The sequence below is a fragment of the Pseudarthrobacter sp. AB1 genome (assembly GCF_014926485.1).
Lineage (GTDB): Bacteria > Actinomycetota > Actinomycetes > Actinomycetales > Micrococcaceae > Arthrobacter.
In genome coordinates, this window is the sequence record NZ_PZKO01000032.1 from 26,411 (window position 1) to 51,538 (window position 25,128).

19 protein-coding genes are annotated in these 25,128 nt (G+C 61.1%); 8 read left to right on the forward strand and 11 right to left on the reverse strand.

Annotation, left to right across the window (positions count from 1 at the left end; all coding sequences use genetic code 11):
• Positions 1–21: 21 nt before the first annotated feature.
• The 6 genes from gyrB to dnaA form a co-directional block, all read right to left on the reverse strand.
• Positions 22–2,112, reverse strand: coding sequence for a DNA topoisomerase (ATP-hydrolyzing) subunit B (gene gyrB, locus DAD99_RS08800; protein WP_193341214.1), 2,091 nt, complete (start codon positions 2,110–2,112; stop codon positions 22–24).
• A gap of 374 nt (positions 2,113–2,486) precedes the next feature.
• A complete protein-coding gene (locus DAD99_RS08805; RefSeq protein WP_193341215.1) occupies positions 2,487–3,044 on the reverse strand; it encodes a DUF721 domain-containing protein in 558 nt (185 codons plus the stop codon).
• Entirely contained in the window at positions 3,037–4,239 is a 1,203-nt protein-coding gene (gene recF, locus DAD99_RS08810; RefSeq protein WP_193341216.1) for a DNA replication/repair protein RecF, read from the reverse strand. Before recF ends, DAD99_RS08805 begins: the two co-directional genes overlap by 8 nt.
• Positions 4,240–4,284: 45 nt before the next feature.
• Positions 4,285–5,169 carry a phosphogluconate dehydrogenase (NAD(+)-dependent, decarboxylating) gene (gene gnd, locus DAD99_RS08815; protein ID WP_193341217.1) on the reverse strand — a complete coding sequence of 295 codons (885 nt, stop codon included), beginning with the start codon at positions 5,167–5,169 and terminating at the stop codon, positions 4,285–4,287.
• A 121-nt stretch (positions 5,170–5,290) separates the two neighbouring features.
• Positions 5,291–6,415, reverse strand: a complete 1,125-nt coding sequence (gene dnaN / locus DAD99_RS08820) for a DNA polymerase III subunit beta (RefSeq protein ID WP_193341218.1) — start codon at positions 6,413–6,415, stop codon at positions 5,291–5,293.
• Between the two features lie 529 nt (positions 6,416–6,944).
• Positions 6,945–8,366, reverse strand: a complete 1,422-nt coding sequence (dnaA, locus tag DAD99_RS08825) for a chromosomal replication initiator protein DnaA (protein WP_185262049.1) — start codon at positions 8,364–8,366, stop codon at positions 6,945–6,947.
• Between the two features lie 468 nt (positions 8,367–8,834).
• On the opposite strand from dnaA, the gene rpmH reads away from it, so the two are divergent.
• From rpmH to DAD99_RS08865, 8 genes are all read left to right on the forward strand, one after another.
• On the forward strand, positions 8,835–8,972 hold the full coding sequence (rpmH, locus tag DAD99_RS08830) for a 50S ribosomal protein L34 (protein WP_003800212.1): 138 nt from the start codon (positions 8,835–8,837) through the stop codon (positions 8,970–8,972).
• Between the two features lie 40 nt (positions 8,973–9,012).
• Complete coding sequence (gene rnpA, locus DAD99_RS08835) at positions 9,013–9,423, forward strand: ribonuclease P protein component (RefSeq protein WP_185262048.1); 411 nt, start codon at positions 9,013–9,015, stop codon at positions 9,421–9,423.
• The gene (gene yidD / locus DAD99_RS08840; RefSeq protein ID WP_193341219.1) at positions 9,416–9,811 is read left to right on the forward strand and encodes a membrane protein insertion efficiency factor YidD; all 396 of its coding nucleotides are present in this window, start codon (positions 9,416–9,418) and stop codon (positions 9,809–9,811) included. The genes rnpA and yidD overlap by 8 nt, the downstream gene beginning before the upstream one ends.
• A gap of 16 nt (positions 9,812–9,827) precedes the next feature.
• A complete protein-coding gene (gene yidC / locus DAD99_RS08845) occupies positions 9,828–10,805 on the forward strand; it encodes a membrane protein insertase YidC (protein WP_193341220.1) in 978 nt (325 codons plus the stop codon).
• Positions 10,805–11,371, forward strand: a complete 567-nt coding sequence (locus DAD99_RS08850) for a R3H domain-containing nucleic acid-binding protein (RefSeq protein ID WP_193341221.1) — start codon at positions 10,805–10,807, stop codon at positions 11,369–11,371. The genes yidC and DAD99_RS08850 overlap by 1 nt, the downstream gene beginning before the upstream one ends.
• A gap of 20 nt (positions 11,372–11,391) precedes the next feature.
• On the forward strand, positions 11,392–12,042 hold the full coding sequence (gene rsmG, locus DAD99_RS08855) for a 16S rRNA (guanine(527)-N(7))-methyltransferase RsmG (protein ID WP_193341222.1): 651 nt from the start codon (positions 11,392–11,394) through the stop codon (positions 12,040–12,042).
• An 86-nt stretch (positions 12,043–12,128) separates the two neighbouring features.
• The gene (locus DAD99_RS08860; protein ID WP_309233235.1) at positions 12,129–13,196 is read left to right on the forward strand and encodes a ParA family protein; all 1,068 of its coding nucleotides are present in this window, start codon (positions 12,129–12,131) and stop codon (positions 13,194–13,196) included.
• 66 nt (positions 13,197–13,262) lie between these two features.
• Positions 13,263–14,585 carry a ParB/RepB/Spo0J family partition protein gene (locus DAD99_RS08865; protein WP_193341223.1) on the forward strand — a complete coding sequence of 441 codons (1,323 nt, stop codon included), beginning with the start codon at positions 13,263–13,265 and terminating at the stop codon, positions 14,583–14,585.
• 753 nt (positions 14,586–15,338) lie between these two features.
• Here the strand turns inward: DAD99_RS08865 and istB are convergent.
• The 5 genes from istB to DAD99_RS08890 all read right to left on the reverse strand — a co-directional run bounded on the left by istB (position 15,339) and on the right by DAD99_RS08890 (position 25,057).
• Complete coding sequence (gene istB / locus DAD99_RS08870; RefSeq protein WP_193341224.1) at positions 15,339–16,097, reverse strand: IS21-like element helper ATPase IstB; 759 nt, start codon at positions 16,095–16,097, stop codon at positions 15,339–15,341.
• Complete coding sequence (istA, locus tag DAD99_RS08875; protein WP_193341225.1) at positions 16,094–17,338, reverse strand: IS21 family transposase; 1,245 nt, start codon at positions 17,336–17,338, stop codon at positions 16,094–16,096. The genes istB and istA overlap by 4 nt, the downstream gene beginning before the upstream one ends.
• Positions 17,339–21,908: 4,570 nt before the next feature.
• Complete coding sequence (gene trxA, locus DAD99_RS08880; RefSeq protein WP_193341226.1) at positions 21,909–22,235, reverse strand: thioredoxin; 327 nt, start codon at positions 22,233–22,235, stop codon at positions 21,909–21,911.
• A gap of 37 nt (positions 22,236–22,272) precedes the next feature.
• Positions 22,273–23,229 (reverse strand): thioredoxin-disulfide reductase, encoded by a 957-nt coding sequence (gene trxB, locus DAD99_RS08885; protein ID WP_193341227.1) that lies wholly within the window; start codon positions 23,227–23,229, stop codon positions 22,273–22,275.
• A 247-nt stretch (positions 23,230–23,476) separates the two neighbouring features.
• Positions 23,477–25,057, reverse strand: a complete 1,581-nt coding sequence (locus DAD99_RS08890) for an ABC transporter substrate-binding protein (RefSeq protein ID WP_193341228.1) — start codon at positions 25,055–25,057, stop codon at positions 23,477–23,479.
• Positions 25,058–25,128: the final 71 nt, after the last annotated feature.

Genomic DNA, 25,128 nt, shown 5'->3' on the forward strand with positions numbered 1-25,128 from the left:
AATATCTACTCGGTGAACCGGTCAGATATCCAGGAACCTGACGTCCTTGGCGTTCTGCTGGATGAAGTTTCGGCGGGACTCCACGTCTTCGCCCATCAATGTGGAGAAGGTCTGGTCCGCTGCCAGGGCATCGTCCATGGTGACCTGCAGGAGGGTCCGGTGGTCCGGGTCCATGGTGGTGTCCCACAGCTCGGTATAGTCCATCTCGCCCAGGCCTTTGTAGCGCTGGATGCCGTTGTCCTTGGGAATACGGCGGCCGGCGGCCTGCCCGGACAGGAGCTTGGCATCGCGCTGCTTGTCGCTGAAGACGTAGTCGTGCGGCGCGTTGGACCACTTGATCCGGTACAGCGGGGGCTGCGCGAGGTACACGTAGCCGTTTTCGATCAGCGGGCGCATGTAGCGGAACAACAGTGTCATGAGCAGCGTGGTGATGTGCTGGCCGTCAACGTCAGCATCGGCCATCAGCACAATCTTGTGGTAACGGAGCTTGCTGAGGTCGAAGTCCTCGCCGATGCCGGTGCCGAAGGCAGTGATCATGGACTGGACCTCGGTGTTGCCCAAGGCCTTATCGAGCCGGGCCCGCTCCACGTTCAGGATCTTGCCGCGCAGCGGCAGGATGGCCTGGGTTTCAGGGTTGCGGCCGCGCTTGGCGGAACCACCGGCGGAGTCGCCCTCCACGATGTATACCTCGCAGCGGGCGGGATCCTTCGAAGAACAGTCGGAGAGCTTGCCGGGCATCCCGAAGGATTCCAGCGGGCTCTTGCGGCGCGCATTGTCACGGGCCTTCCGGGCAGCCATCCGCGCCTGGGCCGCGGAAATGGCCTTGCGGATGACATCGCGGGCGGGGCCGGGGTTGCGTTCCAGCCAGTCGCCCAGGCCGTCGGTGACAACTCTCTGGACGAAACCCTTGACCTCGGAGTTGCCGAGCTTGGTCTTGGTCTGGCCCTCGAACTGCGGCTCGGCCAGCTTCACGGAGATGACCGCTGTGAGGCCTTCACGGATATCGTCACCGGTGAGGTTGTCATCCTTTTCCTTGATGATGCTCTTCTCCCGCGCGTAGCGGTTGATGAGGGAGGTCATCGCGGCGCGGAAGCCCTCTTCGTGGGTGCCGCCTTCGTGGGTGTTGATGGTGTTCGCGTAGGTGTGGACGCTCTCGGAATACGCGTTGGTCCACTGCATCGCCATTTCCAGTGCGATGTGCCGTTCCGTGTCCTCGGTTTCGAAGGAAATGACGTCCTCGTGGACAACATCAACCTTTTTGCCCGAGTTCAGGTGCTTCACATAGTCCAGCAGGCCGTCGTCGTACTGGTACACCACGGTGCGGTGCTCGGCGGTAACTTCACCTTCGGTGACCACAGCGTCAAGGTCAAGGTCCTCATTGGCGTCCGCGTGCGACGCCGCGGCGCGCTCGTCCGTAAGGGTGATCCGCAGGCCCTTGTTCAGGAAGGCCATCTGCTGGAAGCGGGCGCGGAGCGTCTCGAAATCAAATTCCGTGGATTCGAAGATGCCGGCGTCAGGGTAAAAAGTCTGGGTGGTGCCGGTCGTCTCGGACTCTTCACCCTGGACCAGACCTCCCTGGGGCTTGCCGCCGTCTGCGAAGGACATCCGCCAGACGCTGCCTTGCCGCCGGACTTCGGTGTCCACCCTGCTGGAGAGCGCGTTCACCACGGAAATACCCACGCCGTGGAGGCCGCCCGAGACTGCGTAACCGCCGCCGCCAAATTTGCCGCCGGCGTGCAGGATGGTCATAACAACTTCAACGGTGGGCTTGTGCTCGGTGGGGTGCATGTCCACGGGGATTCCGCGGCCATCGTCAACAACTTTGACGCCACCGTCGGCCTGCAGGACTATTTCGATGTGCGTGCAGTACCCGGCCAGCGCCTCATCAACAGAGTTGTCCACCACTTCATAGACCAGGTGGTGCAGGCCGCGCGGCCCGGTGGAACCGATGTACATGCCCGGGCGTTTCCGGACGGCCTCGAGGCCCTCAAGTACCGTGATGTCGCTTGCGCCGTATTCCCGGGGTGTCACGGCCTCCGCCGGCGTATCGGGGGTACGTACGTCCTCCGCTGCGCGTTCCACTGCCTGGGTATCTGTATTGTCGTTAGCCACAGGTGCTGTCGACTCCTCTTTTTCGATGATGGCCGGCGGTGTCCTTCCATGGGAAAGCATCCGCCAACAGGCACAAGCTGATGGCACTGACGGATACGTCGACGTGCGGAACCGAAGTCCGCCTGCGGAGAGCGTGCGGAAAACGGACTCAGTCAACGTTTCACCGGCGCCCAGTTATCTGCTGTGATTCTATCGTGAAATGAGCCGCAAACCCGCATTCCGGCAGGCGTCGCGGCACCCGGATATGCCTGTGCGAGGCCATTGACCCCGCCTTGGGCGCCCTCGAGGTCCCGCCTCCGGGTTCCTATACGCTCCGTGGTCGTTGGACCGCCCTACACGCCGCCGGACGAATATTCAAGAGCCGACGGCGGCTGCTAGCCGTAAGTATCCCGCGGCCCGCGGCCGTTGACGGTACGTCCGCCCTTGCGCCAGCTGGGTGCCGACGGTCCCAACACCTGGATGCTGGTGACCACGCCATCGCCCAGTTCCGTGCGGAATTTCTCCAGCAGGCTGTTACTCAGCAGCCGCAGCTGCGTGGACCAGGCGGTCGAGTCGCAGCGCACGTGAAGGGTGGTATCGGTAAAACTCTCCGGGGTGCAGTGCGCTGAAATTTCCGGGCCCACCAGCGTGGCCCACTCCGCCATGACCGACCCCACCGCTACCGGTGAGCTCCAGCCGCGTTCGGCCACGAGACGTCCCACCACTTTGCCAAGCCCCAACGGATCCCGGCCGGTGGAGTGGAACTGGCGGAAACCCCGCGTATCCCGGATCCCACCCTTTGTTTTGGCGGCGCCGGCCTTCGGGGGTGCCTTGCGACGGATTTCGCCGCGCGCTGCCGCGGCCTCCCGCATGCGGTTCAGCGCAGCCTGCGGGGCATCGATGTTGTCAGGATCCCGGCCGGGCTGCAGCCCGCTCTTTTCATCCTTATTCATCGATTCCTCCCGGAATGACCTTCACCCGCCGGCCGGAGAGCTCCTCCGGGATATCGGCGTCGACGGCGGCGGTCACCAGGACCTGTTCCGCGCCGGAGACTATTGCCGCCAGTTTACGCCGCCGCTGCACATCCAGTTCGGCGAAAACGTCATCGAGGATGAGGATCGGGGCAGACCCGCCGGTCCTGGCGTCCTCGAGCATGACGTAGTACGAGGCAAGGCGAAGGGAGAGGCACATGGACCAGGTCTCGCCATGCGAGGCATATCCCTTGGCAGGCGCTTCGCCCAGGATCAGTTCCAGCTCATCCCGGTGCGGCCCCACCAAGGAGATTCCGCGTTCAAGTTCCTTGCGGCGGGAAGCCGCAAAGGCCTGGACATAGCGCCCGGTGAGGTTCTCAACGGTGAGGTCCCGCAGATCTTCGGCAGCGGCGGACCCAGCCACCATCAAACCGCCGCCGGCATCCGGTGCTGCACCGCCGTCGTCGTCCATCAGGTTTTGCAGTGTGGACCGGTAGACCGCGTTGGCTTCCTTGGAGCCATCCGTGAGCTGGGCGTACGCCTTGGCCAAGTGCGGGCGCAGCAGTTCAACCAGTTCCAGCCGGGCGTGCAGCAGTTCCGCGCCAGCCCGGGCCATGTGGTGGTCCCAGACATCAAGGGTGGCCTCATGTCCGGCAGTGAACTTTCCGGCCCGGGCGGATTTGAGCAGGGCGTTCCGCTGCTTCAGGACACGGTCGTAGTCCGTGCGCGTCGCCGAATGTCGGGGCATGAGGCTGACCAGCAACTCGTCGAGGAACCGGCGGCGGTTGGACGGATCTCCCTTGATCAATGCCAGGTCCTCGGGGGCGAAAAGCACGGTCTGGCAGATTCCGAGGAGGTCCCTGGCCCGGACGGGATTGCTGCGGTTGATGCGCCCCCGGTTGGCGCGGCTGGCGTTGATCTCAAGTTCCAGGACCGTGGTCTGTTCGCCCCGGACCAGGCGGGCACGGACCAGCGCGCGGTCCGTACCGAACCGCAGCAGCGGGGCATCGGAACTGACCCGGTGTGAACTGAGCGTGGCCAAGTACCCGATGGCCTCCATAAGGTTGGTTTTGCCGATGCCGTTTGCCCCGACGAGCACGGTGACACCCGGTTCGAGAGCAAGGTCAACCTGGGCGTAGCTGCGGAAGTCAGTGAGCGAAAGGTGTTCTAGGTACACGCGGTGTTCGACAATTCTCGGAACCGGCGGGTCCCGGGGTGGATGTTACTTGGCGGGGCGGGTGGCATGCCCGCCGAACTGGTGGCGCAACGCTGAAACCATCTTCATTGCCGGCGAGTTTTCTTCGCGGGAGGAAAAGCGCGCGAAAAGTGCAGCAGTGATGGCCGGTGCAGGAACAGCGTTGGCGATGGCTTCCTCAACGGTCCAGCGGCCCTCACCCGAATCCTCGACGTAGTCATCGATGGATTCCAGCCCCGGGTCCTCATCCAGCGCCTTGACCATGAGGTCCAGCAGCCAGGACCGGACCACTGTGCCCTTCTGCCAGGCGCGGAACGTACCGGGCAGGTCGTCAACAATGTCCTTAGCGGCCAACAATTCGTAGCCTTCGGCGTAAGCCTGCATCAGGCCGTATTCGATGCCGTTGTGGACCATCTTCGCGTAGTGTCCTGCACCGATTCCGCCGACGTGGACAAAGCTGTCCGCCCGCTCGCCTTCGGGACGCAGTACATCAAAAACCGGCAGTGCCCGTTCTATATCGGCGGCATCGCCGCCGGCCATTAGTCCGTACCCGTTTTTGAGACCCCACACTCCACCGGAAACACCGCAGTCGGCAAAACGGATGCCCCTTTCAGCCAGCGCGGCACCATGCTTCTGGTCTTCCGTGAAGCGGGAGTTGCCGCCGTCGATGACAAGGTCGCCGGCGTCGAGCTTGTCCCCGAGTTCGGTGATGACGGCATCGGTGACCTCGCCTGACGGAACCATGACCCAGATCAGCCGCGGGGCCGGAACGGCAGCAATGAGTGCATCCACGGAGGCAACATCAGTGACCTCCGGGTTGCGATCAAAGCCGGTGACCTCGATGCCGCCCTTGCGCAGGCGTTCGCGCATGTTGAAACCCATCTTGCCAAGGCCGATCAGTCCAATGTGCACGGGAGTCTCTTTTCTGCATCGGGTGTCGGTTGTCGTTGGGGCCCAGAACGACAACGACCGCCTGGGCCCACGCCGCCAGGGTTCCCTGGCCGAGCTGGCGAGGCGAGGGGGGCGGTGGGGACTAGTTGGGGAGGCGTACGGGCATGACCAGGTAACGATAGTCGTCCTGGTCCTCACCGTCAGCGTCCGCCTGGGCCGTGATCATGGCGGGCTTCGGCGCAGTAGTGAAGGAGAACCTGACGTACTTCGTTTCAATGACGGCCAGGCCCTCCACCAGGTAGTGCGGGTTGAAGGCGACCGTGATGTCATCACCGGAGAGCTGGGCTTCGAGCTCCTCGGAAGCCTGCGCATCTTCGCCGGTGCCGGCGTCCAGGTGCAGCAGTCCTTGGGTGAAGGCGAGGCGAACCGGTGTGTTGCGTTCGGCCACCAGCGATACACGTCGGACGGCTTCCACAAGTTCCTGCGTCTGGACGGTTGCGTGAATGGGCGTGGAATCCGGGAAAAGCGAACGGATCTTGGGGTAATCGCCGTCGACGAGCAGAGACGTAGTGGTGCGGCCGCCGCTTTCGAAGCCGATCAGGCGGCTGTCATCGTCAGCAAGGGCAAGGTTGATGTCGCCGCTGCTGCCAAGAGTCTTGGCCACTTCGTTCAGGGTTTTTGCCTTGACCAGGGCACTGGTGGAAATTCCCGGTGTGGTGGGCTTCCACGGCACTTCGCGCATGGCCAGACGGTAGCGGTCAGTGGCCAGGAGCGTGATGAGGTCATCCTCGATCTCCATGCGGACACCGGTGAGGATGGGGAGGGTGTCATCCTTGCTGGCTGCAATGATGACCTGGGACACGGCCTGGGCAAAAGCGTCACCCGGGACGGTACCGCTGATGGCGGGCAAGGCAGGCAGGGGCGGGTATTCAGCCTCGGGCATGGTGGCCAGGTGGAAGCTGCTGCGGCGGCAGGTGAGCGTGACTTTGTTGCCATCGGTCTCCACTAGGACCGGAGCGGAAGGAAGGCTTCGGCAAATGTCGGCCAGGAGGCGTCCGGAAACAAGGATGGTTCCCTCGGCGGTGATGTCCGCGGGAATTTCCAACCGTGCGGAGGTCTCGTAGTCAAAGCTCGAGAGGCTGACCGTGCCGGCTTCAGCCTTCAGAAGCAGGCCCGACAGCACTGGAACCGGCGGCCGCGGAGACAACGACCGGGCTGTCCAGGTGACGGCTTCTGCCAGGACATCCCGTTCGACTCTGAACTTCACGGAAGGGTGCCGCCTTTCATTGCTGCTGCCTTGTTTGAACCGGAAACTCCCACAGGGAGCCCAAAAGTAGGGGCGCCCCAACAGACGGAACCTGCATGGTTCTTCGATTGCTGAACCACTAAGAAACCCGAGGATGGGAGCGCTGCTGACAGCTTAGCCGGAAGAGGACTGATTAACCCATCCCCGGACTGGACGCCTGGGGTCCGGAGGCCCTTGGGCCTGGGTCGGGTTGGGGTGCGGATCGAGGTTGTTATTTGAGGGAAATCAATTTCTTGGGATTAGTAGTGTTAATAACTGCTGTGGATACTGTGGATAACTCGATCCGGCCGCAGGATCCAGCGGTCAAGGCCTGTTCATGGATTGTGGGCGAAGCAGGTTTTAAACAGGCTGTGGATGGGGATAACAATTTTTGGGTTTTCGCTGATCCACAGGCGCCTTAAGGGTTTTAAGCCCATTAAGCGTGGTTGTCCCCTTAACTATCCACAGGGTTATCCACATGCTCCTGTTAATAAGGTATAGAGGCGACGGCTCAGGAGTTGCGCTGCTGCTGCTTGATCCTGTTGGTGAGTTCGGTGACCTGGTTGTAGATCACACGACGCTCCGCCATCAGCTCACGGATCTTGCGGTCTGCGTGGATCACCGTGGTGTGGTCGCGGCCGCCGAGCTCCTGGCCGATCTTCGGCAGGGACATGTCCGTGAGTTCGCGGCACAGGTACATGGCGATCTGCCGGGCGGTCACCAGCGTGCGCGTCCGCGACTTGCTGCAGAGTTCTTCCATGCTGAGCTTGAAGTACTCGGCTGTCTGGATCAGGATCTGGCTCGATGTGATTTCCTGGGCGCCGTCGTCGGTGATGAGGTCTTTCAGGACCATTTCCGCCAATGCCACATCGACCGGCTGGCGGTTCAGGCTGGCGAACGCCGTGACCCGGATCAGTGCCCCTTCGAGTTCGCGGATATTGCTGGAGATCTTGGAGGCGATGTATTCCAGGGCATCGTCCGGGGCGGAGAGGCCTTCACTGAGGGCCTTCTTCCGCAGGATGGCGATCCGGGTCTCGAGTTCGGGCGGCTGGATGTCGGTGAGCAGGCCCCACTCAAAGCGGGACTTCATCCGGTCCTCGAACCCGGCCAGCTGCTTGGGGGGCAGGTCCGAGGTGATGACCACCTGCTTGTTGTTGTTGTGCAGTGAGTTGAACGTGTGGAAGAACTCCTCCAGCGTCCGGTCCTTGCCGGCCAGGAACTGGATGTCGTCGATCAGCAGCACGTCCACGTTGCGGTACGTGGTCTTGAAGCTGGCGCCTTCGTCGTCGCGGATGGAATTGATGAAGTCGTTGGTGAACTCTTCGGAGTTCACGTACCGGACCCGGATTCCGCTGTACAGGCGGCGGGCGTAGTGGCCGATCGCGTGTAGGAGGTGGGTCTTGCCCAGTCCGGAATCACCGTAGATGAACAGCGGGTTGTAGGCCTTGGCGGGCGCTTCGGCCACCGCCACGGCGGCTGCATGGGCAAAGCGGTTGGACGAGCCGATCACGAAGGTATCGAAGACGTACTTGGGGTTCAGCCGGCCGAATTCGTGCGAAGTGCTCGGCAGCATTGGCTGCGGCTTCTGCTCGATCAGCTGGTCTGGTGAGTAGGAAGGTTCGACGACAGGTTCCGGCTCTTTGTGGATCGGGACCAGGTCGGTGTCCACATCGATTGCGCAGCGGATGTCCTCGGAAAAGACGTTGTGGAGGGCATCGTCCAGGGCGTCCTTGACCTGGGTCTGGAGGACTTCGCGGGTCAGTTCGTTGGGCACTGCCACCAGGAGTGTGGATCCGATCAGGCCTTGCGCCTGCGCCAGGATGACAAAGCCCCGCTGCCGTGGTGATACGCGGTCGTCCTGCTCAAGCAGGCTCACAACCCGACGCCAGGAACTTCCGACAGTATTGGCGTGGTTGGCTTCGTCTACTGTCATCAATCAGTTCCTCAAAACTTGCGTGCCTGCATTACGTGCAGCCCCAAGTCCCGAACCAGAATGCTGGTTCAGCTTCATCCACAGGGTTATGCACAGTCCGTGGATAATCGGCTACTGAGTCACTCTAGGGGATCAAAAGGCCAGAAGATAGCTGGGAAGTAGCTTGTGGATAATTACACCGTTGTGGTTCGAAACAGCCCCTGTGAGCCACTTCATCCACAGGCTGTGGGGCCAGGTTAACCACAGCCTGGACCAGGGACCCAGGGGTACCCCGGTTTGACTCTGGCAGGCATTTTGCCCTAACGTTGTGAAGTCCTTTGTGTACGCTTTTTGACCTCTTCTGAATCTCTCTGACGCACCGCGTTTGAGCAGCCGGGGGAAGTATGCACATACAAAACTTAGCGTCGGCCAGTTCTTCCCCTTTTACTGATCGGGTGGGCGCACCTTTGATCCACTGGAGTAACTAACGTGAGCAAGCGGACTTTTCAGCCGAATAACCGCCGTCGAGCCAAGAAGCACGGCTTCCGCCTTCGTATGCGTACCCGTGCCGGCCGTGCCATCCTGGCAGCCCGTCGTGGCAAGGGCCGCACCGAACTGTCGGCCTAGATAACTGACTCGTCGGTAAACTTTTCTTTGCGAGTTTAAGGTGCTGGCCACCCGTAACCGTGTGAGGACTGCAACCGATTTTTCAACAACCGTACGTTCCGGTGTCCGCAATGGACGCCGGAACGTAGTGTTATATGCGGTAGCTATTGCTGCCGACGAACCCAGCCGGATCGGGTTCATCGTTTCCAAAGGTGTCGGGAACGCTGTGGTCAGGAATCTCGTTAAGAGAAGACTGAGAGAAGCCGGTGCTGCCTCGCTGCGCGAGTACGGTACCGGGTTCGCCATAGTGGTCCGGGCTCTGCCTGCGTCCGCTGCCGCCAGCTGGGATCAACTGCTGGCGGACTACAACGCCGCACTGGAATCAACTATGAGCCGGTTGGGCAGCCGCCTTCCGCGGGCTGCTGTAAACGGTTCAACCGGTACAACACAGGAGGGGACACCGCGTGCGTAAGGTAACTGCCGCCGTCGTCCACTACCTACAGCCTGTTGCTGCCGTCGTGGGCACCTTCCTTTGGAACCTGCCCAGAAACATTCTTATTCTGCTGCTTATGGCCTACCGCAAAGTGATTTCCCCCTTGTATGGCCAGGTTTGCCGCTTCTTTCCTTCCTGCTCGGCGTACGCCCTCGAGGCGATCACTGTCCATGGGGCAGTGAAGGGCAGCTGGCTTGCGGCCCGCCGCCTTGTGCGCTGCCATCCGTGGAATGCCGGTGGTGTGGACCATGTCCCCGCCGGCCACCGCCACTGGCCCGAACACCGGACCCCCACAATTGTTGTGCTGAACAACCCGGACAAGTACCTGGCTGCTCAGACTGATGGAGAAGGCCGCCGTGCGGCCTGACGAATAGGGATATCGTATGGACTTCTTTGAAACAATCATGTTTCCGTTCAAGTGGCTGGTTTCCATCATTATGGTGGGCTTCCATGAGGGCCTGACCATCGTCGGGCTGCCTGCGGCCAACGGCTGGACCTGGACGCTGTCCATCGTCGGGCTGGTGCTGGTCATCCGTGCTGCCCTGATCCCCGTGTTCGTCAAGCAGATCAAGGCTCAGCGCGGCATGCAGCTGCTGCAGCCCGACCTGAAGAAGCTGCAGGATAAGTACAAGGGCAAGACCGACCAGCTCTCCCGCCAGGCCATGGCGCAGGAACAGATGGCGATGTACAAGAAGCACGGCACTAATCCGTTCTCTGCCTGCTTGCCCATGCTGATCCAGATGCCCTTCTTCTTCGCGCTTTTCCAAGTGCTTTCAGGAATCAGCTCTGCGAAGACGCAAGGCAAGGGCATCGGCGCCATGAGCCAGGAACAGGTCATCCAGTTTGACGAGTCCAGCATCTTCGGGGCTCCTTTGTCCTCCGCCCTGCTGCACGGCGGCGCCACCAATGTCTCGGTCGTTGTCCTAAGCATCATCATGATTCTGGCCATGACTGCCTCGCAGTTCATCACGCAGAAGCAGATCATGGCCAAGAACATGTCTGAAGAAGCCATGGCTAGCCCGTTCATGCGCCAGCAGAAGATGATGCTCTACATCCTCCCCGTCGTGTTCGGCGTCGGCGGCATCAACTTCCCCATCGGTGTGCTCATCTACTGGACCACCACCAACCTCTGGACCATGGCGCAGCAGTTCTTCGTCATCCGCCGCATGCCGACGCCGGGATCCCCAGCTGCGAAGGCTCTCGCCGAACGCCGGGCGGCCAAGGGCCTGCCGGCACTGCCCATTCTGGGCGGGAAAAAGGTCGACGCCGAAGCGGAGGCAGCAGCCGCAGCCGCGGCCGCGGCCATCGAGCTAAAGGGACAGCGCGTCCAGCCACAGCGCAAGAACAGGAAGAAGAAGTAATGTCAGCCGAGAGCACCGAACACGCCCTTTCCGACGAGATCATTGACGATCAGGACGAATCAGCGACCGACACCGATGCTTCCCCTAAGGGATCCGCTGCCAGCCGACTCGAAGAGGAAGGCGACGTTGCTGCCGATTACCTGGAGGAGCTCCTGGATATCGCGGACATCGACGGCGACATCGACATCGAAGTCCGGAACGGCCGCACCTACATTTCCATCGTTGCTGAAGAAGAAACCGACAGTCTCGACAGCCTCGTAGGCGAAGACGGCGAAGTCCTGGAAGCTCTCCAGGAACTGACCCGGCTTTCCGTTCTCTCCGCAACGGAGAACCGCTCACGCCTGGTGCTGGACATCAACGGCTACCGTCAGGAGCGCGCCGGCCATCTTCAGAAGATCGCCGAAGACGCGGCTGCGTTGGTCAAGGAGTCCGGCAAAGCCGTGGCACTGGAGCCGATGAGCGCTTACGAACGCAAAATTGTTCACGACGCCGTCGCTGACCTGGGACTCGTCAGCGAGTCCGAGGGCGAAGGCGCCGGGCGTCACATCGTTGTATCCGCAGACTAGAGAATGCTGAACCGCTAATCATGGTTGACATCACGGCAGCAGAATTGCTGGCGGCAGAGAAGATTTTCGGTGCCCGCCTCGACCTGGCCAAACGCTACGTAGAGCACCTGGCCACGTCCGGAACGGAACGCGGGCTGATCGGGCCGCGCGAGATTCCACGGTTGTGGAGCCGGCACGTCCTCAACTGTGCCGTCATCGAAAGTGAGATCGCGCACGGTAGTCATGTTGCCGACGTCGGAAGCGGAGCCGGACTTCCCGGACTCTGCCTCGCCATCGCGCGGCCGGACCTCGAACTGACGCTGATCGAGCCGTTGGAACGCCGGGTGATCTGGCTCCAGGAAGTGGTGGACGATCTGGGCCTGACAAACGTCTCGGTGATGCGGACCCGCGCTGAACTGGCGGTCGGCATGGTTAACGCTGACGTTGTGACTGCCCGGGCTGTTTCCGCGCTGAGCAACCTGGCCGGCCTGACCATCCCCCTGCTCGCCGGCAAGGGCGAGGTTGTGGCCATCAAGGGACGCAGTGCGGGCGAGGAAATCGAAAAAGCAGCAAAGGTTATCCGGAAGCTCGGTGGCGTCAAGACCTCTGTAGTGACTGTCGGTGAAAGCCTCTTGGAGGAACCCACCACGGTGGTACGGATCGTCGTCAACAAGGCCCGAAAGATCTCCTAGTCCGGGCCCGGTAGCCTTGGTCTGCGGGACGAAGCGGTTAGGCTAGACAACGGCAGTAAAAGCCGAATGAGAGAGAGTGTGTCCCAGTGACCAGTAGCGAAGCCTCCACACAGCGGATACCCCCGTTTGTGTCTCTGGGGTCAGCACGATCAGTTGCTGGCATGGGTTCCGCGCCGGGACGAGGGGAAAGCCACCCTAATCCGGTTGCAGAAATGGCAACTCTTGCCTCTGTTTCACGTGAAACAACAACGGGTGGCAGGACCAACGTCATGGACACCATGGATGACTCCAGTCCTATCGCCAGGGAGCTCGCGCACGAGACCAGGCGCCGCGAACGGCTGGTAGGCCGCAAACTTCCCAAACCAGAGAAAACACGCATCTTCACGGTGTCCAACCAAAAGGGTGGGGTCGGCAAAACGACCACCACCGTGAACATCGCCGCTGCCCTGGCCGCAGCTGGTCTGAACGTCCTGGTCATTGATATCGATCCCCAGGGCAACGCATCCACCGCCCTAGGAGTCGAGCACCATGCCGACGTGGATAGCATCTACGATGTCCTGATTAACGATTTCCCTCTTGCCGACGTGGTGGCCCCCTGCCCGGACATCAGTAACTTGATCTGTGCTCCTGCCACCATTCATCTGGCCGGTGCGGAGATTGAGCTTGTCTCGCTGGTGGCCCGTGAACAGCGCCTTCGCAGGGCGATCGATGTGTATGCCAAGACCCGGGCGAAGAATGGCGAAGAACGTCTCGACTACATTTTTATTGACTGCCCGCCGAGCCTCGGGCTGCTCACGGTGAACGCCTTCTGCGCTGCTGGTGAGGTCTTGATCCCCATCCAGTGCGAGTACTACGCCCTGGAAGGCCTGAGCCAGCTCCTTAAGAACATCGAGATGATCCAGAAGCACCTGAATGCAGATCTGGTGGTCTCCACAATTCTCCTCACGATGTATGACGGCCGAACCAACCTTGCCGCCCAGGTGGCAGCGGAGGTTCGCCTGCACTTCCCGGAACAGGTCCTGGGTGCTGTAGTCCCCCGCTCGGTGCGGATTTCAGAAGCCCCGAGCTACCAGCAAACAGTCATGACCTACGATCCTTCCTCCAGTGGAGCCCTGTCTTACCTGGAAGCCGCAGCAGAAATCGCTGAACGCTAGAATCTTCAAGAAGTGCAACAACCGGAGTCCGGCAAGTTCTGACTCTTCCATCGGAGGGATTTATCCATGAGCGAAAAGCGACGTGGCCTGGGCCGCGGTCTTGGCGCACTCATTCCAAGTTCCGCCGGTAGTGCGTCGGGCAATGGCAGCGCTGTGTCGCGGCCCGTGGATCTCTTCTTTCCGGAAGGCCGTAAGAAAGTCGTTTCCTCCGACGACACTTCCGGGAATGGCGGGGCAGTTTCGGATGCTTCCACATCTTCCGCGTCGGGTGCGCCGGTTAGGACCAACGACGTATCGGTAGAGAATAAGGCAGCTGCGCCAAAAACGGCCTCCCCCGCCAAATCGTCCGTCAAGTCAGCCGACAAGCCGCCGGCAGCGAAAGCTCCGGCCAAGACTCCTGCGAAAGTTCCGGCCAAGAGTCGTGTCGCTGTCTCGGCGGTGGAAGATGGGACCGCGCCGGTTGAAGCCGTGACTGATGTGTCAGTATCCGAGGTCTCTGTGTCTGGTGCACCCGCCTCTGAAGCTACTGAAACAGCGAGCAAGGCGGATAACGGTGTAGATCTTGTGGAAGTCCCCGGTGTCCGTTTTGCCGAAATTTTGGTCACCGACATCCATCCGAACCGGAAACAGCCCCGCTCAGTCTTCGATGAAGATGACATGGCGGAGCTTATCCACTCTGTGCGCGAAATCGGCGTCCTCCAGCCAATTGTGGTTCGTACCTCAACCGAAGAAGGTGGAGAACCGTACGAGCTGGTGATGGGTGAGCGTCGCTGGAGGGCAGTACAGGCGGCCGGAATGGAAACCATCCCCGCCATTGTCCGGGACACCACCGATGATGACCTCCTCAGGGACGCACTGCTGGAGAACCTGCACCGCAGCCAGCTGAACCCGCTCGAGGAGGCGGCTGCCTACCAGCAGTTGCTAGAAGATTTCGGAACCACTCACGAGCAGCTCGCGGATCGCATTGGCCGTTCACGTCCCCAGGTTACGAACACGCTGCGCCTGCTTAAGCTTCCACCTCTGGTTCAGCGTCGTGTGGCGGCGAGCGTACTCTCCGCCGGCCACGCCCGTGCATTGTTGGCCCTCCCGGATGCGGCCGCCATGGAACGACTTGCCCAGAAGATCGTGGCTGAGGGCATGTCTGTTCGGGCAACCGAAGAGGCCGTCACTCTCTACCAGGATCCTGCGAAGCCCGCGAAGAACAACATCCCCCGTCCGGGGGCCCGGCATGAGCGCCTGGACTACCTGGCGTCGTCGCTGTCGGACCGCTTGGACACCAACGTCAAGATTTCTCTGGGTGTCCGCAAGGGGCGTGTCAGCATTGAATTCGCCAGTGTTGAAGACCTGAACCGCATCATGGACGTCCTGGCGCCAGGATCCGAAAACTAGCATTCTGATCTCAAGAAGGGGCCTGTTTCACGTGAAACAGGCCCTTTTCTTCGCGTCTGGCACGATTCTCTTCCTACACTCTCTGAGTCGATTCTGGTTCCGACCATATCGGGGAAGGACTGCCCTGCATCTTGAGCCACCCGGTCACATGGAGTACCGCCAGAGGCTGCTGGAATGCTGCTGGCGGTGTAACTTGGGTTCGGTACCGTCAGCGACCATGGACGACCCCCGACTGGCGTCACGCGTTGTGTCTCCGCGCCACCGGACTCCGGCGCCGGCAGCGCCGAAGTCTGGTGGCGTGAGGATTGCTGACTCACTAGAGGTGTGCGCTGGCCGAGATGCAGGTAGTCAGGGCCGCCGTTCTCACAAGAGGACAGCGCTGGGTGGACTGTGTACGGACGCAGGAGACCCTGATATTGGCCCGGGCATTCTTCCGCAGACGTACTTTGAGCTGGAATAGTTGAAGAATGCGTCGATGCTGCCGGTTCCGCCACGGTTCGCCCAGGTGCCCACCCGGCACCGCGGCGCCGCCGCCGCGTTTCTTGTCCTACCGCCAGTCCGTTCACGCGGCGGAGACGACACCCCGCTGTCCGGGCGGTTGGCGGCCTGAGCCGCCATGCCTGCCTCGTAGCGTGCGCGGTTGGTGCTTGGCTTGCTGATCTTGTCTGACCGGCGTGCCAAATCGGGATTGTTAACGCCAACCGAAAATGGGGCCAATAGCGCCAATTGAAAACGGGGCCACGGGTTGTTGTTCTATTGTGCCGTACTGGCGGCAGGTTGGTGTTTTTTGAGGCGGTAGCTGTTGCCTTTGAGGCTGATGACGTCGGCGTGGTGGACGATCCGGTCGATCATGGCCGAGGCGATGGTCAGGTCCCCGAAGACGTCGCCCCAGCGGGCGAACGGGAGGTTGGACGTCAGGATCATGGAGGCGTGTTCGTAGCGGCTGGAGACGAGCTGGAAGAACAGGTTCGCCGCGTCCTGATCGAACGGGATATAGCCGACTTCATCGACCACCAGGAGACTGTAGCGGCGGAGTTTGACCAGTTCCTGGGCGAGTTTCCCGCGGGAATGGGCTTCCTGGAGGCGGGCTACCCAGCCGGTGGCAGAGTCGAAGAGGACCCTGTGCCCGGCCTTGGCTGCCTTGATGCCGATGCCGACCGCAAGGTGGGTTTTGCCCGTGCCGGGCGGCCCGAGCAGGACCACGTTTTTGGCCTCGGAGAGGAACACGCCGGTGCCCAGGTGCGCGATGAGGTTCCGGTCCGCGGAGGGCTGATGATCGAAGTTGAACTCCTCCAGATCCTTGTGGGCCGGGAACCTCGCGGCTTTGATCCGTGTCGCCGCGCCGGAGGCTTCACGTTCGGAGACTTCCCGGGAGAGGACCGCGGCCAGGTACTCCTCATGGGACCAGCCGGCATCCCTGGCCTGGTCCCCGAGCCGGCGGAACCCATCGCTGATCCGTGGTGCGCGCAGGGCCCGGGCGTAGTACTCGATCTGTGACGGTGTCCCGGTCATGAGGCCACCTCCAGGACCCGGTTCGGCTGCTGGCCGAGGTCGATGCCGAAGATCTCGTCGTAGGCAGCCAGGTCCCGCACCTGCACTGCTTCCTCGGGTTCGGGGCGGTGCACTCTCTGGGTCCGGAAGTCCCGGCGCATCACCGCCGCGCGGGCCACATGGGCCGGATCGGTCACCACAAGATGGCGGGCCCACGCCCGGACGTGGGTGGCGATGATGACCCCGTCATGGGTTACCCAGACGGTGTCCAGATCAGCGATGACATCCACGATCCGCCCGATGAACGAAGGGTCCACGGAATAGTCGTTGGAGAACACCCGCACGTAGTAATCCCGCGGCAGACGTACCGCGTTGCGGAACACCGCCTCCGGGCTCACCGGCGGCAGTTCCCGCATCCTCTCCCGGTCCAGGACGATCAGCTCGTCAGGGCGGCCGTGGCGGGACCGCGAGTACCGGTGATTGGCCTTGGGCAGCCAGTCCTCGAGCTGGCCGTTGAAGTCCGCTGGTGAGCGGAAGTCCCGGCCGGGCATGAAGCGCTGCCGGAAGAACCTGTTCATCCGCTCGACCATGCCCTTGGACTCCGGATCCCACGGCGGAAGCAGCTTGATCTCCAGTCCCAGGGACCCGGCGAACGCGGCCACCGGCTCCGTCGGTTTGCGCCTGCCGATCCCGGACTCGTTGTCCCACAACAGCCGCGACGGAACCGCCTGCGCGTCCTGCAGCAGAGTCCACATTCCGCCCAGAAGGTCCGGCGTCGTCCGCGACGGCAGCATCCGTGCCTGGATGAATCCCGAGAACGCCGAGGTCATCACCAGCACCGGCGGCGTGTCGGACTGGCCCTCACCGACAGGCAGCGGCTCGTGCGGGAACCAGAGATCGCACTGGACCTGGAACCCCGGCTCGTGGACCAGACGGTCAGCCGGGTCCGGCGGGGCGTATTCAGGCCGGATCGCGGCGACCTTCGCCCGGAACAACGACGCGGAACCAGACCAGCCCACCCGCTCCGCCAGCGTTGCCGCCGGCATCGTCGGCGTCTTCACCAACAACTCCCGCACCCTGGGAGCAAACGCATCAAAACTCGACACTCCGGCCGCCCGCTGATACTTCGGCGCCCGGTCCGACTCCAAAGCCCGGTCCACCGTTCCGCGGGAAACACCCACGATCCTGCCGATCTCACGCTTCGAGTGCTTACCCGTCGAAAACAGGTGGCGTATCTCCGCCCAATCATCCAAATTGATCACCTTCCATAATGGTCGGTGGCCCTGTTTTCAAATGGCAGAAGTGGTCCTGTTTTCAGTTGGCGTTAACAGGGATCCCTCGGACCTGCTGTTTGGTCGGATGATCCCTCTCAAGGGGTCCCGGCAGCATAGGTTTCGGCTGTGGAGGGCGACTCTCCGCCTGTTTCACGTGAAACACCAGCAAAGCTTGCGCCATCATGTCCGTGGCTCTGGCTCTGGCTCTGGCTCTGGTTACGGCAATCCTTTCAGCCTAACCCCGGACCTCGACTCTTGAACTAGCCGGAGTGCCACTTGGTCCATATCTGTATAGGGCGAAGGGGGTTTCCCCTTGTCAGCGTCGGACAAAGCCGCATCTTCAGTCAGCGCCGAGCAGAAGTACTCCCACAATGCTTCTTGGGTGGGCCTGGTCTTCGGCAATAGAGGTCCAAGTGGTTTCACGTGAAACGTGGAGACTAACCGAGTGTGCCGTGCCTGACTCTGCCCATCCCCCGGTGTATTCCCATAGCAATTCAATGGGCAGCCAGCGGGTCGGACCACTTGGCGTTCATGGTTCATAGCCGACGAAGAACTTAGACTCCGTCGCCAGAAGCATATCCCGAAGCCCCTTGGCGGCGACCTATGCCCTCAGAGGGGTACATGGGCGGCGGGACAGCTTGATGTCCTCTTGGACTCCGTAGGGGCCTGACATGGCGCTTCAGAAGACCAGCTTGGTCAAGTGGCCCGTAGCCCAGGTCTGATACTTCTGTTTGACCGGCGGTGGAGAGGTTGACTAGAAATAGATCCAATCTCTGCAAGTTCCCGGATGGAAGAGTGGCCAGTGACTTGCCCTGATCTTGGGGCAGCTCATAGGGATCCGGCTGAGTGGTGGTGCGGTCCGCGCGCGGATCAGTAGCCTCTGCACAGACAGACTGGTACACAGCACCCTGGAATCCCGCATGCGGCCTGGCGTTGATTGATGCGCGGTACAGATGGCCTACAGCCCAGAATCGAATCTTCGGTGTTGTTCAATACACACCAACTTCAGGAATGTATGTCAATGCCTTGGTCTAACCATGGGGTCGCCGGATACTGCATCCGACAGGTCTATCGACGACTGGCCCTGCGACATTCTTAGTGGTCTGCGCCTAGTCGGAGTCTTTCGGCACAGCGGGGTCCCGGAATAGGTTCCTCGCCTTGGCCTCTCCCCCACGCGACGCAGTTCTGAGGTGGACGCTATACGCCCGGATTCGCATTGGTCGGCTGAGAAGTGAACCTGAGGGTAGGTCGAGTCTTCTGGCCTGATGCAAGTTTGAGGTGGGCTGGACAGGCCATTCGCGGTGACTCAACGGATCGGGACTCCAGCGGTACCCATTCGCCAGCGCGCCACCAATTCAGGCAATTGGCTGTCCGAACTTGAAAGAGCCCGCCCCCCAGATTCGAGCCACTCTGTCGATGGGCCAGAAACCGAACAGAACGAATGTAGGTTGTGGGCACTCCGTGTACTGTCGGGCGCGTCAATACCATCGCACCAGGAGGTGAAGCCGTTCCAGTTCGGGGGCGGCACGGTGTGCATTGCACGGTGGATATCGCTGTGGATAACTTTGTGGATAGATTGCGTGGTGGCCAGGATCACTAGGAGATTCGCCGCACGCCAGCGCGCCGCGGGACCGTCCGCCTGCCTGCGCGTCCGGGTCCGTCTGTGCTTCCGTTTCACGTGAAACATTACTAAGCCACCACCCAATGCTCCCTTTGCTCGAAAAAGAGCCGCGATTAGTTGGATTTTGATCAATATTTCTAAGCCCGTATGAGTGACCCCACTTCCGTGTTGCTGGTCCCTGGATAGTTTCCGATTTGAGTGTGGCCGCTGAGCTGAAAAGCGGACTCGGATACGCTGTGTCCAAGATTTACGGACCGGTGGATACATCTGTGGATATCGATGTGGATAAGTATTGGGGATAACTTCGATATCGGTGGAATGCGCATGCGACGGATAGCCCTGAGGTGAGCCTAGCGGCCACACTTCGGATGAAGACGGGTAGCCCTTGTGCTGGCTTCAGTGGCACCTCGCGCAGGTGCACTCACGACGTGGACGGAGACAGGCAGTGCCGTAACCGACTTGCGCCCGATGGGATGGTCCGTGTCCTTGGGTTCGATGGCGCGCGACAGCCTTAGTTCAGGGTCAGCGTTGGCTCCATGTTCGGTCCTCTACTCTGCCAGGCGTCCATCATTTGTGGCGATCTGACCGGGAGCCGTAGCGCAGGCCGGCTTGTTGCGCCCGTCAGTAGGTCGACTCCACAGTGCTACCTTTCCACCGGACATTGGTCGTTGACGCTCGGGAGGCGGGGATATGTGTGAAGCCTAGGGCTAAGGCAACGAGCGGCTAAGGGCGGCCGCGTAGATAGTGTTGACGTTGGTTTACGCTGAGGGCCCCGTCTGCTGAGCAGACTGCGACGTATGGAGGTCCATACCGGGCGTCTGCCGTTGCTGAGCAGACTGCGATACTTGTGCGAAGACTCAGCCGCTGCTAGGCATGCAAATGCCATGGGGACATTGGAGTTCGCTCGGCTGCAGAGCGCTCTAGCGGGTTGAGACTTTGGTTCTCTCGTGCCGGGCGGCCCAGGTGTACGTGAGGTGCTTCGTGGGTCCGCACGTAATGACTACTCGTCGGTCGCAAGAGTCTTGACATGGCTATTGGGCCACCCGGCAGTTCGCTGCCGTGGTCGACTGGTAGCCTACGTGATACCTGAGATGAGGTGTCCTATCCAGTCGTGCGCGGCATCTTCGCTGAGTTCGTTTCACGTGAAACATCTTGTTGGTGGCCCGGTCGACTGTCTAGTTATGCCCAGCGTTGACTGTGTTTCACGTGAAACAGTCGCCGCAAAGATGCGCCGGCGTTGAATGTCTGCTGCGCTGACGTTCAGCTCAAGGCGCACAAAAGATGTCGGGGTACGGGTGCCATTGGTGCGATCACGGATGCTATATCGGGGATAGGCCCGCAGCCGTATGCGTTCAGTAGATAGGGTGGCCAGGGGGTGGCAGTCACCCCCGTACGGAGTGTGATTCTTGGCTGGAGGCATCCTAGGAGAGGCAGCGCGAATCCCAGGTCTAAGGTGCCGAATCCATTGCGTCAGTTTGGTCATTTCGTGGCAGGTGTGTCCCCGCACCGTGGGTCAGGCTTGTTTCGCTGAACTGTTGGTTGCATGTGGATGGATGGGTTCGGCGGAGGCGGACGCGTCCTGTCTGGTTGCAGCGGTTTCGACCGCATATGAGCTGCCGATAGTCATGCCGCGTGGCATCAGCCATCCTGCTGAAGCCCGCGCTAAGTATGCGCCGAGATCAGGCGTAGAACGCGGCTTTGTTGGCATCGCTGCCGCTCATATCCAGTCTTGTTCCAATCTGTCGGCTCCTTCTAGTCCGTCAGCTCTCCCAACCAGGATCCATGGGCGGCTGTCCGACCAGCTGCGCCGGGTCGACCATCGTTAGGGACCACAGCTTCTTTACGTAGCAGTTGCGCGTATCGGTGCTTGATTCAATCAAGGGACGACAAACACTGGTGGAGGGCTAAAAGTGTGGCCAGGGTGCTGTCGAGTCACTCGATGTTGCACGCCGCCAGTGCCGCCCCACCGATGTACCGACTGAGCGGCTCAGCTATTTTTGTTGATGCTACTGAAATAGATAGACAATCATTTTATCCGCATTCATTTTTTGGAGTTCGATATTTCAGATTATGAGGGAAGGGGCTATGTCATAGGCACTCCGCGAACCAGACCCGCGTGATCAACACTCGAGGTCGCGCGGAGCAGTCTAGTTGTAAACAGGCATGGGATACCGGCTGTTGCGGGGGGGCGGACTGTGTTTCACGTGAAACACTGCAAGTGATTGAGATCTGTTCGGTACTGAGGACCACGCACCATTTGAGGGGCGGGGCTGTTTTGCGGCAGGTTAGCAATCCGAAGTGCTGCCGCCGTGCCGCAGTGGGATCCCAGTCTGACCTGTTTACCAAGACCCTGGGTCCTTCTTGGATTGAATTGTTGTCCCTCCGGAAACACGGAGACGTAGGCGATGCTCTCCTGCAGCACTCGTCGATGATTCACGTGAAACATAGGCCGACTCGTCGCCGTGCGTAGAATATACGGGCTTGGATGAGGAACCCGAATGGTCTAGGGTTGGCGAATCAGTGCCGACTTGCCCCTGCAATCGAAATGACATTCCGCAGGGACGGGTTGCGGGACTCCACCCCCGCTCTCCTCCGTTGCCCCGGTAAGCGAAGAGGGATGAGTGACCGTCTGCATTCGAACGGCAATGTTTCACGTGAAACGAAACAGCCAAGTCCGGAGGACCCTACTTGGATCATCCTAGGTTCAGTTGCCTGGCATTTTCAGCCGCCCGGCCCACGTAGTAAGTCGCCAGGACCCTGCGGTGGGATACAGAAGGACCCGGATCCCTCGGTGCAGTCCGGGGGAAAATGTTGCCCGAAAACAACCTGATTCAATCTCGAATAGGTGCACGCACAAATGACCGTGGCCACTGCTTGTACTAAGCAGTGGCCACAGGCCGGTGCTGCCGGTCATGAAGAACCGGAGACCAGAGCAGACTAGGACAGGACGTCCGCAAATTCCTTTTCGAAGAACTGCTTCGGCCTCGCACCGATAACGGTGCTCTTCACCTGGCCGTCCTGGAAGAGGTAGACGGCGGGGATGGACGTAATGCCGTACTCGGCAGCAATCGCCGGGTTGTCGTCGACATTGACCTTGACGACGTTAACCTTCTCGCTGTACTCGACCGAGATCTCGTCGAGGATGGGTCCCAGCTTGCGGCATGGTCCGCACCATTCAGCCCAGAAGTCCACAATCACTGGCTTGTCGGCCGACAGTACATCCGCACGGAAACTTGCATCTGTTACGTCTTTAGCGTTGCTCATAACCCTTGTCTCTCTTTTCGAATGGCGGTTACGCGAATTACGCGTGGAGGTCTGCGAGGAAGTGTTCCACGTCGATCGCGGCAACACATCCGGAACCGGAGGCTGTGATGGCCTGACGGTACGTGGGGTCAACAACATCGCCGGCGGCGAAGACGCCGGGGATGCTGGTCTTGGAACTCCGGCCCTCGACGGCGATGGTGCCGGCCGCCGTGATGTCCAGTGCGTCCTTAACCAGGTCGGTGCGGGGGTCGTTACCGATGGCGACGAAAACGCCAGTGACGGCGAGGTCGGACACGGTGCCGTCCTGCAGGTTCTTGATCTTGAGCCCGGTGACTTTGTCCCCTCCGATGACGTCGTCCACGGAGCTGTTCCAGATGAACGAAATCTTGTCGTGGGCCAAGGCGCGGTCTGCCATGATCTTGGAAGCTTTGAGTGTGTCGCGTCGGTGCACAACGGTGACGGACTTGGCGAACTTGGTCAGGAAGAGGGCTTCTTCCATTGCAGAGTCTCCCCCGCCGATAACCGCAATGTCCTGGTCCTTGAAAAAGAACCCGTCGCAGGTTGCACACCAGCTGACACCGTGTCCGGAAAGGCGCTTTTCGTTCGGGAGGCCGAGCTCACGGTAAGCGGATCCGGTGGACAGGATGATCGCCCGCGCTTGGAAGGTCTCGCCGGTACCGATGGTGACAGTCTTGATGTCACCATCGAGGTCCAGGGCTGTGACGTCCTCGAACTGGATTTCCGTTCCGAAGCGGGCTGCCTGCTTCTCGAAGTTCTCCATCAGGTCCGGCCCCATGATGCCGTCGGGGAAGCCCGGGTAATTTTCGACGTCAGTGGTGTTCATCAGTTCGCCGCCTGCGGTGACTGATCCAGCCAGAAGCAAGGGCTTCAGATTGGCACGCGCGGTGTAGACAGCGGCCGTGTACCCGGCCGGGCCCGAGCCGACGATGATGACATCACGTACTTCGGACGCGGTGTTTTCTGCGTTGCTCACTGAACGGTGAACCTCTTCCTTAGTCGATGCGCCGGCTTTTGCGGCCGGCCACATGGCACAACTGAATCTTGGTGGTGAATATTCCGGGCGCCGCGCGAACGGAGAAACCATCAGCGGTCATGACCCCGTCCACCGGACGGGATACCCTACCAGATTACCGTCTGAAGACAGCTAAGCCGCGTCTGTTACTGCGGAGCAATGCTCCGGACAGAACAGCCGCGGCTCAACAGGAACGACGCTGGTGGCCTTACTGGATCTTGATCTCCGCAAGGCGTATGCCGAAGCCGTAGCGGGTCTTCGGGGCGGCCAGCTTGGGAAGTGTCTTGATGGACACGATCACGTACTGTGCTTCGACCGGTTCGGCGAGCGGCATGGTCAGATCAGATGAAGTGAAGCTGTTCGTACCCACCAGTTTGGCGCCGTCCAGTGACGGACGGTCATTGGTGAAGACACTGAGGTTGCCGCCCGAGGCTCCGAGCTGAGTCAGGGTGATGGAGGAAACCTTCGCCGGATTCTTCAGCTTGATGAACAACGGGACGCCATCGCTTGCGAGGCCACCCCAGCCTTCGGTGGCAAATTCCATGTCCGACCAGTAGCTGGCCACATTGCCATCAAACGCCTTCACCAGATCGACATCGTAGGTGGCCGCGAAGTCGAAATCCCCCTGGCGGGTGATGCTGTCAATGACGGGCGGTGCTGCAGGCGGTGCTGCCGGTGGTGCAGAACTCGGGTTCGCGGAGGCCGACCCGGTGTTTGGCTGTGTGGCGTCCGTAGAGTTCGAGGATGGGGCGGCTTGAGGACCCGCATTAAAGAGACTCCCCAAGTTGGTGACCGCGAAGACGAGCCCTGCAATCAGAACCACGGCAAGCAGGCCGCCCACCAGCCAGCGCATGGAGCGGGGCTCACGCTCGGGTTCGTCGTCGTCGTAATAATCATCCGTCCCGCCGGAAGGTGGTACTGCCGCCGCAGGAGATACGTTCCGGGCGAGGGACGGAAAGGCCCCCGCTGCACGATCGGAGCGCTGGGGCCCTCGGGAATCCACGGGTTCCTCGTAGCCTGCGTCCTGAGAGCCGTTGGAATAGTCGTCCTCAGACCACAAAGAAACCTTGGGCGTATCGGAGCCCGCACCGGTCCTAGGCTCTGCGGATCCGGAAACTGACCGGTTGTCTGCAGACTGCACTGGTTGCGGCGCAGTGACGCGCTGATGCGCGGCAGCGGCGCCAGCAGCAGTGCCCACGTAGGCCCCTGCTGCAGCGGCCCCGGTCTTGGCAGACCCCGACGCCGGACGGACTGCCGGGCGGAGCGGCGGACGCGCAGGAACAACCGGGGGTACAAGCGGCGGAACCGCTGGCGCGGCAGAGCGGAATGAGTCGACCTGGCTGGGGTGATTGTCCGCGTAGTTGATGTAACCGGCATCGATGTTCTCTTCGTCGTCATACGGTTCCGGTTCGTGGGAACGCGCCTGGCCGAAAATCTCGCTGCCCAGCGTATCCGTGAAGAACGGCTCGACGTAAGGGGCGTCGGAGGCAACCACGAGGTCCAGCAGATCTGCCGCGGACGTGTGGTTGGTGATGAGGTACGTGGCGGCCTCGGTGACGCCGAGGTCCAAGACCTGGACATTGCCCGGGCGCTCACCGGTAGCCACCTCGCGGGCGCTCTGGGCCACCTGTTCGGTGTTATCCGGGCCGGCGACCAGAATGCTGACCGGTCGGTTGAGAACCTGGTCCACCCCGTCCAGCACCAGATCCTGGTCGTGTGAGGTCAATACCGTGGCAGTGACCTTGTAGCGGCCGCCAAGTACTGATCCAACGTCGATCGGGTGGGACACGTGTTCCTCCTAGACTGTCCGGGAATGCCGGCGTAGATGATGCCACCGCCGGTCAGAAACCGGTCAACAGC